Raw genomic sequence first — 13539 nt, forward strand, 5'->3', positions numbered from 1 at the left:
TCCTTCCGCTCCGCTGTTTGCCTAATTACTGGCCGCTGTTTTGATCCAGCTGTGATTGGAAATCGTTTTTGTTGCCGATTTTCACAGTCAAATCCATTTTTTGTCCATTGCGTTCAATGTTCAAGGTAATGCTGCTTCCAACCTTCTGAGACTGGATAAAATCGATCAATTCCTGTGCTGTCGCATATTTCTTGCCATTTGCACCAATGATTATATCGTAAGGGCGAAGATCTGCGGCATACGCAGGAGATTTGTATACGACCTCACCAACGACAGAACCTTCTTTGAGTGAAGTCCCCATCTGACTTGCCACCTGTGACGTCAGATCAATCAGGCTGGCACCGATGAACGGCACAGGCTCTTTCGGAATTTCCTGATTATTTTTCAACTGATCCAGTACGTTCTTGATCGTATTGGACGGGATTGCGAAGCCGATACCTTGAGCATCCGCACTTACCGCCACGTTCATGCCGATCACCTGACCGTTTAGATTAAGCAGCGGCCCGCCGGAGTTGCCAGGGTTGATGGAGGCGTCCGTCTGAATCAGATTTTTATACTCGTTAGGCTGTCCTGTGCTTTCATCATTGATCGTAATCGTACGGCCCTTCGCGCTTAATACGCCGGCAGTAACCGTATGCTCAAAACCTTCTGGGTTGCCGATCGCTACCATCCATTCGCCTACCTGGGCTTGATCTGAATCCCCCAGGGAAACGGTCGGGAATTCATTCCCTTCAATTTTGAGAACGGCCAGGTCCAGATCGGCGCTTTTGCCAAGCACCTTTGCCTCATAGGGCTTGTTTGTGCCTTCGACAGTAACCTGTACGACATCCGCTCCCTCAATAACATGGTTGTTGGTCAGGATGTAGCCGGATTTGTCAAAAATGAAGCCGGAACCGATGCCCAGCGGCTGCAGCTGTCCGCTTTGACTGCCGCTGTTGTTCGAGCTTCTGTTCCCGAAGGAATCGCCGAAGAAATATTGAAACAGCGGATCATCGAACTGGCTGTTGCGACGGCTGCTGCTCGATTGACGAGCCAAAGTCTCGATTTTGACGACTGCGGGGCTGGCCGTTTTTACAACAGACTGAACGTCAGCCGTACCTGCAGGCATAACTGCGGGAATGGCATTGGAGCTGCTGCTGTTGCTGCTTGAGCTTGAAGCGCTTTGCGAGCTGGTTGAAACAGACGCGGATTCAGCCACACCGCCGGTGAACAGATTCATGCGGTCAGCCGTATACATCAGCACTGTAATGACCAGCATGCCTGCCACAAATGACAGAAACGCAGTTTTAAAAACGGACTTGGGCTTCTTCTGTTTAAATTGCCAATTGCCTTCCTGACGATTTCGGTTTGAATAATCCTGTGAAGCGCTGCTGTACAGTTTCGGTACAGGTTTGACCGGAGTCGGCTCCGTAACCTCGACCTCAGTGCGCTCCTGCATACCGTTATTTGTGTGTTTATCTTCAGCATTCATGGATGAAAACGGGCCATAAGAATAATAATAGGAAGAATCATTGCCTTCCGGCTGCCGTGCGGTTTCATTATTCCGTTCAGGCTCATCCTCTTCACGACGACCGGTATTATTGTTTTTGTTGAACTCATCCATCATGTATCTCCTCCTAAACTTTCGCTTGGCAAATAACTCGTGATCAACTGTCTTTATTTTGTACTTTAAACCTTAATCTCACCTTAAAAACAATATAAAAGCAGATAAAACCTTGTACTGCGCGGGATACAGCCCTTTATGTATAACCATTCCATATAAAATCCAGGCCCCCGATTCAATCACCGGGGGCCTCCTGAAATAAGGATTCATCAAGTCAGATTACTTGCTGTCAAAACGCTCGTCAAATTTTTCATTTGGCGTTTTATAGTTATCCTGGATTTTGCTGCGTTCCGAATTCTGTACTTTTTGACGAAGCGTACCTTGAGTTTCAGCAGCAAACTCGGAAGTAAACTGTTCGTTCGGCGTTCTGTAATTGTCCTGAATTTTATTTTGCCCGGAGTTCTGCACTTTTTGGCGAAGCGTACCTTGAGTTTCGGCAGCAAACTCGGAAGTGAACTGCTCGTTCGGTGTTTTATAGTTGTCCTGGATTTTGTTCTGCGCCGATTGCTGTACCCGTTTGGCTACCAGAGGCACGTCACTATCCTGTGCAAATTCTGCAGAGAATTGTCCTCCCAGCTGCTGCACAACTTTCTGACCTGTAGGAATTTTGCTTCCGAGTTGACGTCCGCCGGGCTGCTGACCAAAATTACCGAAATTGTTCACAGTGATATTCCTCCCTGACTTGAATTGTGGGATGTCTTATCCCTCAAGTAGTATGGGGAGCCGGGAATCACATTATGCAGTCCTTGACCTCAAGAAAAACCTACATATTTACCGTTTCATCCAGCATTTCGGGCGGTATGGTTTTATGAACCTCAATGGCTTTACGGAATTGGGCGATCATCTTTTCGGTACATTTTCCCTTGCCAAGCTTGATGATCTGCACATCGACTTCCTTTTTGCCCCATTCCTTATATACTTGTTTAATTGTGGAAAAATATAAATCGATTTTCTTGCCTTTGATCGCCGAGCCGGTATCCGCTACAATTCCGTAACCGTAACCCGGAATATACAGTATGCTGCCCAAAGGAAATATTTCAGGGTCAGCGGCAATCGTCGAAAGTGTGTTTTTATCCCTGCGGACCTTTACTCCCGAATAAGTAATGCCATACAGCGGGTGATTGGGCCTTTTTCCCGTAGATTCATAGCCAGCGGTATACCCTGTAGCCATGACCGTGATCGTTGTCAGTACCTGCTCGTCACGCGGCGCAAGCACGGAGACGGAATCATTGTTCCCGGACGGCTTGGGCGCTGCATGTGCCATGAAAGCCGGGTCAGGCGCGATCGGCAGAAGCAATGCACCAATAATGAGCCATAAAAAAATCCTCTGCCTTTGCGAAATTGAAATCATCCGACAAACCTCCCCTAATGAAAGGTTTTCCAGAGTTCTCTTCCGTTATACAGCAGAGGACGAAAAAAATATGTTATGAAATGCTGCGGGAAGCAATCTCTTCCGTCAGCATGGATACAGCCTCGTCCAGCGGCTTGGCACCCAGGTCTCCCTGCCCGCGTTTGCGCACTGAAACACTGCCTTCATTTTTCTCATTTTCACCAACAACAAGCATATACGGTATTTTTTCCAGCTGTGCTTCACGGATTTTGTAGCCCAGCTTCTCATTGCGCAAATCAGCTTCCACAGTGACTCCGGCACGGCGCAGCTTGTCTTCCACCTCACGCGCGTAGTCCTCATAGACGCCGGATACCGGAATGACTTTGGCCTGAACCGGGGATAACCAAAGCGGCAGATTGCCCGCAAAGTTCTCCAGCAGGAAAGCCGTAAAACGCTCCATGGTGCCCAGTATGCCTCTATGGAGAACAACCGGACGATGCTTTTGCCCGTCTTCTCCCACATATTCCAATTCAAAACGTTCAGGCAGCAGGAAGTCAATTTGCACGGTGGACAGCGTTTCTTCCTTGCCGAGAGCCGTTTTCACCTGAACGTCCAGCTTAGGGCCGTAGAATGCCGCCTCGCCTTCCGCTTCGTAGAAGGGCAGTCCCATCTCTTCAACGACCTGGCGCAGCATGCTTTGCGCTGTATTCCACATCTCGTCATTTTGAAAGTATTTCTCGGTATCCTGCGGATCGCGATAGGAAAGACGGAAACGGTAATCATGAATCCCGAAATCCTTGTAGGCGATCATGATCAGCTCAATGACGCGCTTGAATTCATCCTTAATCTGATCCAGACGCACGAACAGGTGCGCATCATTCAGCGTCATCGCCCGTACACGATGCAGACCAGTCAGCGCACCGGACATCTCATAACGATGCATCATGCCAAGCTCTGCGATACGGATAGGAAGATCACGGTAGCTGCGCATTTCGCTTTTGTACACCATCATATGATGCGGGCAGTTCATCGGACGAAGCACAAGCTCCTCGTTGTCCATCTCCATCTTTGGAAACATGTCTTCCTGGTAGTGCTCCCAGTGTCCTGATGTCTTGTACAGCTCCACATTTCCCAGCACCGGAGTGTATACGTGCTGATAGCCCAGTTTTTCCTCAAGGTCAACGATATACCGCTCCAAGGTGCGGCGCAGCTTGGCTCCGTTTGGCAGCCAGATTGGAAGCCCCTGTCCTACAAGCTGGGAGAAAGTGAACATGCCGAGCTCTTTGCCCAGCTTGCGGTGATCGCGCTTCTTCGCTTCCTCCAGCAGATGCAGATGCTCATCAAGCTGGGCCTTCTTCACAAAAGCGGTGCCATATACACGCTGCAGCATTTTATTCTTGCTGTCCCCGCGCCAGTAGGCTCCGGCCACATTCATCAATTTGAACACCTTCAGCTTGCCAGTGGAAGGCACGTGCGGTCCGCGGCAAAGATCGAAAAATTCTCCCTGCTCATAAATGGAGATGATGCTGTCTTCAGGCAGATCACGAATCAGCTCCAGCTTGTATGGATCGCCCACTTCGGTGAAAATGGACAACGCTTCTTCGCGGCTTACCTCTTTCCGGGTAATGGGCAGATTTTCGCCGGCGATTCTTTCCATTTCCTTCTCGATCTTGAGCAGATCCTCAGGATTGAGCGCATGCTCCAGATCCATATCATAATAGAAGCCGTCTTCGATGACCGGACCTACGCCCAGATGCACCTCTTTGCTGCCAAACAGCCTTTTCACTGCCTGTGCAAGCAAATGCGCGGTACTGTGACGGATAACCTCAAGCCCTTCCGGGGTATCCTGGGTTACGATTTCGATCTGTGCGCCTTCTGTCAGCGGAGTGGACAGATCCACCACGATCCCGTTTAATTTGCCTGCTACGGCATTTTTACGCAAGCCGCTGCTGATCGAAGCGGCCACGTCGTCAATGCTGCTTCCGTCCGCATATTCACGGACAGAGCCGTCGGGCAATTGAATACGAACTGCCATTTCCTTTTTCCTCCTTTTTGTAAACGCAAAAAACACCCGTCCCGCTAAAGGGACGAGTGTATGCTCTCGTGGTTCCACCCTATTTCGGCAAATCAGCCCTATGCACGCTGACTGCCCTCATTGGCGTCCTGTAACGGGAACGGCCCGGCGCTTCTTAATATCCGGATCACCGGGGTTCGGAGGCGCAGCTACAAAGTGGTAAACCAAAGCCGGTAACGTAAGGAAATTTCAGCGCTAATGTTTCCTCATCTCTGGGACGGCCTGTCTTTGGTTCTTGTCTTTGTCTCAGCTTTTTCTGGAAAATGCGGGTTCACCCTTTTTAAGTGACCCTGATTCACAGTTATTATAATTCTCTGCCTCTTTTCCGTCAAGACGATCCGAATCGTTCAGCCAGGTCCCGCAATCGGGGCAAAAACGGCACAGCTCAACCTTATCTTCAAATATATCCAACAGCGTATGCACAACAAAGGCGCTTGGATCCTGCGTATGCAGCATGATGCGAGCCGGAGCGATGGAAATCAGGCTGCTGACAATCATGTCTTCAGCCGGCATCCCCACTTCAAGACCGGGAAGCTCAACCGTGATGGGTTCAGCCTGTAGAGGGCTCAAAAGCCTCATCTCTGTATCCAATATGGTGAAATTCTGTTCCCCTCTGTGAATCACATGCACGAGCGGAACCTGATTCTCCTGAAAGTAAACAAAATACTTTAATAATTGTACAAATTCCTCGTATTGCCGTTCCCCCCAAAACTCGTCCAAAGCGTATTCAACCAGGTCACGAAGCTCCTGCTGATACGCTGGCAGACGAAACCGGATCACTCCCTCCAGATTTATAATATGCAGCTCCTCAAAGCACTGCATAAGTGAGGATACGATCATGTTCCTTCTTTTTTTGCGGCCGCTGTTCAAATCCTTCTGAAGCAGCCCGGTGCTGATTTCACGAATTCTTTGTGCCTCTTCGCCGCTCATGTACCTGCATTCCCCGGATACAGCCTCCAGCAACATTGGGATTTCCCATTGATTCTGAATGTATCCCGCAAAGGCGTCGGCCATGAAAGTCTTGACGCGAATAAGGAGGGCTTGATCTGCTTCCTGGCGCCCCTTGTATTTACAGGTCCAGGCCACCCTGTTTCCGGACTGGCTGAAGGCAAAACTTAATCCGTGACGTGACATATGTAAACCTCTGCCTTTGCCTTTCAAGGCTTGGTAAAAACATTCTGCTTCCATTGGATCTTTAGTCTCAGTCCATACCGTGAACAGTTCCATTGGCCCACCCCTTTCACTGACTGCTCTAAGTATATGGCGCCATGTTCAGGGTTATACGAGGTGAACTGCTGGAAGCTCCGGCACATTTATTTTTTCGCTTCCTCTATTTCAATGAGCGGTTACACGTGTTATAGTTTGATTGTTGTTCTATCGGACGACAGGCCTATGACGATTCGGAGAGTGATCGCAACTTGTTCAGGCAATATGTCAAAAGGCTTAGAGAGCCATCCGGCAGAGTGCTGGAATGCATGTTGTTTTTTATTGTAATCGATCTGGTTTTTACCATCATCTTTGATTTGAATTTTCATTATAAATGGACGCAGAATTTGCTTCTTACTGTTCCTGTATGGCTGCAGCTTCTGGTCCTGCTTATTACGAAAACGGTTGTCGACAAATTCCCCTCCCCTCTGAAATATTGCACAGGAATCGCGGGGACCGCAGTTATCTCGATCATTCCTGTACTTGCTCATCCGGAAAGCAGCACGCTGGTTCTGACATTGGCATCCCCAATATTGTTTTCCGCGTTCAGCTTTGAGTATAAAAAAATCGCTTTCGGTTATGCCTGCAGCATGATTACCTTGATCATCAGCTATGGTTACGTAGACAGCATACAGAGACTTCAGGCGAGGGATCTTCTATTACTGATGGTCCTCCACTTTTTTTTGACGCTTCTGATGTGCAGTATCGTGCAATATAACCGGCTTTTGATGAACCATCTGGAAAAATCGCTTAAAAATAATGAACAGCTTATGATTCAAAATGTCATGATGGAATACCTGAACAAAACCGATCCGCTGACCGGACTTTATAATCATATGACCTTTCAGGAGTATTTGGACAAGCTCATTGGACACAGTGAATCCAATCCCTTCCGAATTCACCTCGCTTTGATTGATGTCGATGATTTCAAAGGAGTCAACGACACCTACGGACACCGCGCAGGAGATATCGTGCTGAAAAACGTATCAACGATTATACAGAAGCATGCGGGGCCAAATGATTTTGTCGCCAGATACGGCGGAGAGGAATTTGCGGTTATTTTTACGGAAAAGAAAACCGCAGCAGTGTTCGCTACGGTTGAATCGATCCGCCGGGAAATCTCCGCCCATACGTATGAACGGTTGAATAACTCGGCTGTAACCATCAGTACGGGAATCAATAAGTATCAGCAAAGCAAAGGAAAAGAAAACTTCTTTCAGGGAGCGGATACAGCTCTTTACACCGCCAAACGGACTGGTAAAAACAAGACCGTGCTTCACTCGGAATAGAAATTTTAATATGTTATAAATAAGCGGCGCTTCCGGTCAAAAAGTGAATTTCTTTCCGGCATGACAGACGCTTTTTTTGTTGAAGGATTTGAACAGTGCCAAGATTTTATGATAGAGTAAAATTGATACGCTATTTAAGCTTACATTCGGACAGGAGGGAGAAGCGTAATGAACTCAATTATTTCGGCAGTACGTTTATGGATCGTCATGCTGCTTAGCATCATTATGCTGTTCTCTTTTCCTGCCCCTTTCTTTGATGAGGCTCGTCAAGTGGCTGCGGGTGCCGACGCCTTGGCGGAATCCTTCAGTCTGAGCCATCCCAAAGAAACACATCAGAAGCCCGCGATCCGGGCCCAATCCCATGGACTTGTCAAAATGATTACGGCAGCCAAAGCTTTGCCTTTCTTTGCCGTTTTGCCCGTTTTGATGTTATGGTCCTGTCCGCGCCCCTCTCTGCCCTTTTTGCCCATCATTAATATTATTTACAAGCGGATCTATTTGAAGCCGCTTAAATTCACCTCCAGATTCGTGGTGTGCGCCTGATCAATGTTATAAATTGATTCGAATTGCAGCACATTAGAATTCAGGAGGCTAACCACAATGGAAATACGTGAAACTGTATTGCCCGGAATCGGGATGAAATATCAAATGGATACCGCCAGCGGAGACCGGCTCGTCGTTATTATCCATGATGACGGCAGACGTGAGCTGTATCATTTCGACTACGAGGATTTGGAACAGAGCATATCCATGATTACCCTTGAGGACCAGGAGGCAAGACAGATTGCCTCCATCATCGGCGGCATGGCCTACAGGCCAAAGAACCTGGAAAGCGTGGACATGGCGTTTAATGACCTCATCATTGAATGGTATAAGATTGAACCGCAGTATGCCTGTGCAGGCAAAACGATCGGTGAACTGGATGTCCGCCAAAATTCAGGCGCATCCATCATCGTTGTCATGGAAGACAAAAAAACAAAGCATATCAACCCGGGACCTGATGTTGTTCTCAATGCCGAAGCAACAGTGCTTGCTGTCGGAGAGCGAGAACAGCAGAAACGCTTTAAACAAATCCTGATAAGCGGAAGCGGGTGATTGGATGGACCATATCGTATTTGAAGTTGGATTGGCCATTGCACTCATCGCTTTGTCAGGTCTGATCTCCGCCAAACTGCGGTTTTCGGTCATTCCCTTTTACATTCTGGTCGGAATGGCCGTCGGCCCTCATGCCATGGAAATATGGCACTTTGACTTCCGCTTTATCGAAAGTGCGCCCTTTATCGATTTCATGGGCAGAATCGGCGTTTTGTTCCTGCTGTTTTATCTTGGTCTGGAATTCTCTGTCGGCAGGCTGATCAAATCAGGTCGGTCCATTGCTGTCGGGGGAACCATTTATATCCTCATCAATTTCACGTTGGGGCTTGCCCTCGGCTTCGTCTCGGGCTTTCCCATTGCTGAAACGCTGGTCATCGCAGGCATTACCACTATTTCGTCCAGTGCCATTGTCGCCAAGGTATTGGTGGATCTAAAACGGACCGCCAACCCTGAAACCGAAATGATTCTTGGCATTATCATGTTTGAAGATGTCTTTCTTGCCGTGTACATCTCCATCCTGTCGGGGCTTGTTCTCAGCGACTCATCCTCTATCGGTGGAGTAGTGATGTCCGCTCTGATCGCCCTGGGCTTTATGCTCGCGGTCATCCTTATCGGACGAAAAGCCGTTCCTCTTCTGAACAAAGCACTGAATATCCGCTCCAATGAGCTGTTTTTGCTTGTGATATTTAGCACACTTTTCCTGGTGGCCGGTTTTTCGGAGACGATTCATGTGGCTGAAGCCATTGGGGCGCTGCTGGTGGGGCTGGTACTGGCGGAAACGGATCATGCGAAGCGGATCGAGCACCTGATTGTGCCATTCCGCGACTTTTTCGGAGCCATGTTCTTCTTCAGCTTCGGATTGTCCATCGATCCGCTGTCCCTTGGCGGAACTGCTGTCTGGATCGCCCTTGCGGCCGTTCTGGTCACGCTGTTCGGGAACTTTACGGCAGGCATGCTTGCCGGACGCACAGCATCCCTGTCCCCTAAAGCCTCCGCCAATATCGGACTGACGATTGTATCCCGGGGGGAGTTTTCCATCATTATGGCAAACCTCGGACGGGAAGGCGGCCTACTGGAGATACTTCAGCCTTTCGCAGCCATTTACGTCCTTATTCTGGCCATTCTCGGTCCGGTGCTGACCAAGCAGTCCAAACCGATATATATGGCACTGAATAAAGTGTTCAAGTTTAAGGATCATCGCGTGCAGAGGGAAAAAAGCACCGATACGGGTTGAAAAAAAGCTTGCCGCGCATCAGCACGCGGCAAGCTTTTTTTCATATATCAGACATCCACGCAGAATTAGTTTTGCATTACAAAATCGCGTTCAATGCTGCTGTGCTCGTCAAAGACACGCAGAATGTCATATCTTGTGTTTCGCTGGGCAGGCGTATGCCCCGTTTCGCGGATCAGCTGCAGGATCGATTCAATGTTGACTTTATATGTAGCCCCGGCTGCCGACACTACATTTTCCTCAATCATGGTGCTGCCAAAGTCATCGCAGCCGTAGTACAGAGACTTCTTGCCGATTTCCGGCCCCATCGTTACCCAGGAAGACTGGATATGCTTGATGTTATCCAGCACGATCCGGCTGATGGCGACCGTCTTCAGATACTCGTCCGGCGTTTGTCTCTCCAGCTTCAGATTGGTGTTGTCAGGCTGGAACGTCCATGGAATAAACGCAAGGAAGCCTTCTGAATCGTATTTGTTGGCAATGCATTCATCCTGGGCATCCCGTACACGCATCAGATGCAGCGCCCGCTCTTCCATCGACTCGCCCAGCCCGATCACCATCGTAGCGGTGGTGTTCATGCCGATTTTGTGGGCTGTCTTCATCACATCCATCCAGTCTGTCCAGGAGCCCTTCAGGCGGCTGATTTTACGGCGTGTGCGGTCATCGAGAATTTCCGCTCCGCCACCGGGCAGGGAATCGAGGCCAGCTTCATGAATCTGCCGGATCACCTCTTCCAGCGACAGACCGTCTGACACAACCTTCATCTTCTGAATTTCAGCCGGCGAGAAGGAATGCATTGTAATATTCGGAAAACGTTCCTTGATCGCTTTTAGCAAATCCGTGTAATAGCTGAAAGGCAGGTTAGGGTTCGTTCCGCCCTGCATCAGAATTTCCGTGCCTCCGACGTCCTGTGTTTCCTGAATCTTCTGAAATATGACTTCATCGGGAAGCACATAACCTTCCTCCGAGCCTGGTCTGCGGTAAAAAGCGCAAAAACGGCAGTACACGTCGCATACATTCGTATAATTTATATTTCGTCCGATGACAAATGTCTTGATCGGATTCGGATGCATCCGGTTCATGATCACATTCGCCGCATCCCCCATCTTCTCAACCTCATTGGATTCAAACAGGGCAATAGTATCCTCCAGATTCATTCGTTCACCGCGTAATGCCTTATCTAAGATACGGTCTATTCCGCTCATCGTTCGCTTCCTCCCATCCTTCATTCTGTAAAAGATCCTTATGAAAATAATGATATATGAAACCACTATATTACCATCGTAACACAGGTGCAATGTGAAAAACAGCACCTATTCCAAAGGTACTGTTTTTGCGGGGTCATTCTATTCAAATTGCAGAGCCTGTTCGAGATCGGAAATGAGGTCACCGATGTCCTCCAGACCTACCGAGAAGCGCAGCAATCCGTCCGTAATGCCGCGTTCAAGCCGGACGCTATGCGGCATGGCCGCATGGGACATCATGGCAGGGTAGGAGAGAATGCTTTCAACAGCACCAAGACTGACCGCAACGATTGGAAGACGGACACGGTTCAGCAGTGCCTTGGCGCGTTCGCCTGAGCCAACGTCAAAGGAGACCACGGCACCGTAGCCGCTGGACTGCTTCTCATGAATATCGCGTCCCGGGTGATCAGCAAGGCCCGGATAGTAGACGGCCTGGATATCCTCCCGTGCATGCAGCCATTCGGCCAGCCGGCGGGCGCTTTGCTCGCTATGTGCCATGCGGGCTTGCAGTGTCTTCATTCCCCGCATCAGCAGCCAGGATTCCTGCACACCCAATACGGTGCCCAGCCCGTTCTGCAGCTGCTTCAGTCGGGCAGCAAGTGCTTCCGTGCGGGCAACGGCCAAGCCAGCCAGCACGTCGCTGTGACCGCCGAGAAACTTGGTGGCACTGTGCAGCACGATATCCACGCCCAGTTCGATGGGACGCTGATAATAAGGGGTCATAAAGGTATTGTCCAGCAGGGTGATGAGTTCATGCTCATGGGCCCAGCTTGTGACCGCCTCAATATCCGTAATTTTCAATGTCGGATTGGACGGGGTTTCCATATATACCGCTTTGGTGTTGGGCTTCAGGGCTTGTCTGACTTCATCCAGCTTCGTCATATCGACAAAGGTGGACTCGATGTTCATTCTGTTCAAAATTTTGGTCAGCAGCCGGTAAGTCCCGCCGTACACATCCTCGGTTACGATAATATGGTCACCGGCCGACAGCATCATAAAAGCGCTGGAAATGGCCGCCATCCCGGATGAATAAGCGAACCCGCGCACTCCACCTTCCAGGAGCGCAATATAATCCTCCAAGGCCTGCCGGGTCGGATTGCCGGACCGGCTGTAATCATGCTGTGGCGGATTAAAAATATCATGATGATGAAAGGTGGAAGCCTGGTAAATCGGTACGCTGGACGCGCCCGTTTGACTGTCGATTTCCGCTCCGAAGTGCAGAAGCCGGGTGCCGAACTTCAGCACCTGCTCTTCTTCTTTCCGCTTCCCGTCCCCACTCATTCCGCAGCCCCTCCTTCAACCTCACGGTTTGCAGCTTCAAGCGCGCCGCCCAGATCCTGAATAAGGTCCTCCGCATGCTCAATGCCGACGGAGAAACGAAGCAGCCTGTCATCAACACCTACGGCATCCCTGATTTCTGCCGGAATGTCCGCATGGGTCTGAATGGCCGGATAGGTCATGAGAGATTCAACCCCTCCCAGGCTTTCGGCAAAAGCGATCAGCTTGATATGGCGCAGCAAAGGCTCAACCAAGCGGGCGTCCTTGACCTTAAACGAGAAGATTCCCGTATTCCCGGAGGATTGTCTGTTTTGAATCTCGTATCCAGGGTGGCTCTCCAGGGCCGGATAGTATACGTCCGTAACGAGCGGGTGAGTCAGCAGATACTGCGCGATCCGTGTGGCGTTCTGCTCATGTCTGTCCATGCGCAGGGCAAGAGTTTTCATGCCTTTCATCAGCTGGTAGCTGTCGCTTGGAGACAGCACGGCCCCAATCGAGTTGTGCAGGAAGGCCATTTCTTCGGACAGCTCTTTTCCTTTGGTGACGATCAGTCCGGCCAGGACATCATTATGCCCGCCCAAATATTTGGTGGCGCTGTGAACTACAATGTCGGCCTCCAGTTCAATCGGTCTTTGGAAATATGGAGTAAGCAGCGTATTGTCTACAATTGTAAGCAGACCATGCTTCTTGGCCCAGCCGGCTACCGCCGCAATATCAGTGATCATCATGAGCGGATTGGTCGGTGTTTCAATAAATACGGCCTTTGTGTTCGGACGGCGCGTCTGTTCCAGCGCAGTCAAATCATTTGTATCCACATAAGAAGCGGTTACGCCGAATTTGGAAAGGATGCGTTCCAGCAAACGGTAGGTTCCTCCATACAGGTCAAGGGAGACGATAAGATGATCCCCCTGTCCGAACAGAGTAAAGATCGTCTGCAGAGCGGCCATGCCGGAAGAACAGGCAAACCCGGCGTCTCCGGATTCCAGCTCTGCCGCTGCTTCCTCAAGCACCTTGCGGGTCGGATTCGTGGTACGGATATAATCGAAGCCTGTGCTCTTTCCTAGCTGCGGGTGACGGAAGGCTGTCGACTGGTAAATGGGAAAATTCACCGCACCGGTTACGGGCTCATTGATGGAACCGATTTGGGCAAGTCTGCTTTCGATTTTCAACTTTTGCTTATGATCCATAT

Annotated in this window: 12 protein-coding genes; 4 read left to right on the forward strand and 8 right to left on the reverse strand. The window is 49.7% G+C overall.

All coding sequences use genetic code 11. From position 1 onward, the window contains the following. Window positions 1–25 precede the first annotated feature (25 nt). The 5 genes from ACE5KN_RS00145 to ytxC form a co-directional block, all read right to left on the reverse strand. Window positions 26–1603 carry a S1C family serine protease gene (locus tag ACE5KN_RS00145; RefSeq protein WP_375528376.1) on the reverse strand — a complete coding sequence of 526 codons (1578 nt, stop codon included), beginning with the start codon at window positions 1601–1603 and terminating at the stop codon, window positions 26–28. Window positions 1604–1822: 219 nt separating this feature from the next. Continuing rightward, window positions 1823–2266 carry a hypothetical protein gene (locus tag ACE5KN_RS00150; protein WP_375528375.1) on the reverse strand — a complete coding sequence of 148 codons (444 nt, stop codon included), beginning with the start codon at window positions 2264–2266 and terminating at the stop codon, window positions 1823–1825. A gap of 100 nt (window positions 2267–2366) precedes the next feature. Continuing rightward, a complete protein-coding gene (locus tag ACE5KN_RS00155; RefSeq protein WP_375528374.1) occupies window positions 2367–2954 on the reverse strand; it encodes a 3D domain-containing protein in 588 nt (195 codons plus the stop codon). A gap of 73 nt (window positions 2955–3027) precedes the next feature. After that, window positions 3028–4968: a threonine--tRNA ligase gene (thrS, locus tag ACE5KN_RS00160; protein ID WP_375528373.1), complete on the reverse strand. Its 1941-nt coding sequence runs from the start codon at window positions 4966–4968 to the stop codon at window positions 3028–3030. Between the two features lie 285 nt (window positions 4969–5253). Further along, on the reverse strand, window positions 5254–6195 hold the full coding sequence (ytxC, locus tag ACE5KN_RS00165; RefSeq protein WP_375533013.1) for a sporulation protein YtxC: 942 nt from the start codon (window positions 6193–6195) through the stop codon (window positions 5254–5256). A gap of 230 nt (window positions 6196–6425) precedes the next feature. On the opposite strand from ytxC, the gene ACE5KN_RS00170 reads away from it, so the two are divergent. From ACE5KN_RS00170 to ACE5KN_RS00185, 4 genes are all read left to right on the forward strand, one after another. Next, window positions 6426–7502 carry a GGDEF domain-containing protein gene (locus ACE5KN_RS00170; protein WP_375528370.1) on the forward strand — a complete coding sequence of 359 codons (1077 nt, stop codon included), beginning with the start codon at window positions 6426–6428 and terminating at the stop codon, window positions 7500–7502. A 168-nt stretch (window positions 7503–7670) separates the two neighbouring features. Next, window positions 7671–8045 (forward strand): hypothetical protein, encoded by a 375-nt coding sequence (locus ACE5KN_RS00175; protein ID WP_375528369.1) that lies wholly within the window; start codon window positions 7671–7673, stop codon window positions 8043–8045. Between the two features lie 57 nt (window positions 8046–8102). After that, a complete protein-coding gene (locus ACE5KN_RS00180; protein WP_375528368.1) occupies window positions 8103–8597 on the forward strand; it encodes a cation:proton antiporter regulatory subunit in 495 nt (164 codons plus the stop codon). Window positions 8598–8601: 4 nt separating this feature from the next. Then, window positions 8602–9831 carry a cation:proton antiporter gene (locus ACE5KN_RS00185; RefSeq protein ID WP_375528367.1) on the forward strand — a complete coding sequence of 410 codons (1230 nt, stop codon included), beginning with the start codon at window positions 8602–8604 and terminating at the stop codon, window positions 9829–9831. Window positions 9832–9896: 65 nt separating this feature from the next. Here ACE5KN_RS00185 and mqnC read toward each other — a convergent pair whose 3' ends face one another. From mqnC to ACE5KN_RS00200, 3 genes are all read right to left on the reverse strand, one after another. Continuing rightward, the gene (gene mqnC / locus ACE5KN_RS00190; RefSeq protein WP_375528366.1) at window positions 9897–11033 is read right to left on the reverse strand and encodes a cyclic dehypoxanthinyl futalosine synthase; all 1137 of its coding nucleotides are present in this window, start codon (window positions 11031–11033) and stop codon (window positions 9897–9899) included. Between the two features lie 141 nt (window positions 11034–11174). Beyond that, window positions 11175–12353 carry an aminotransferase class V-fold PLP-dependent enzyme gene (locus ACE5KN_RS00195; RefSeq protein ID WP_375528365.1) on the reverse strand — a complete coding sequence of 393 codons (1179 nt, stop codon included), beginning with the start codon at window positions 12351–12353 and terminating at the stop codon, window positions 11175–11177. Continuing rightward, window positions 12350–13537 (reverse strand): PLP-dependent transferase, encoded by a 1188-nt coding sequence (locus ACE5KN_RS00200; protein ID WP_375528364.1) that lies wholly within the window; start codon window positions 13535–13537, stop codon window positions 12350–12352. Before ACE5KN_RS00200 ends, ACE5KN_RS00195 begins: the two co-directional genes overlap by 4 nt. Window positions 13538–13539: the final 2 nt, after the last annotated feature.

This window comes from Paenibacillus terreus (genome assembly GCF_042138595.1).
GTDB classification, from domain to species: Bacteria; Bacillota; Bacilli; order Paenibacillales; family Paenibacillaceae; genus Paenibacillus; species Paenibacillus terreus.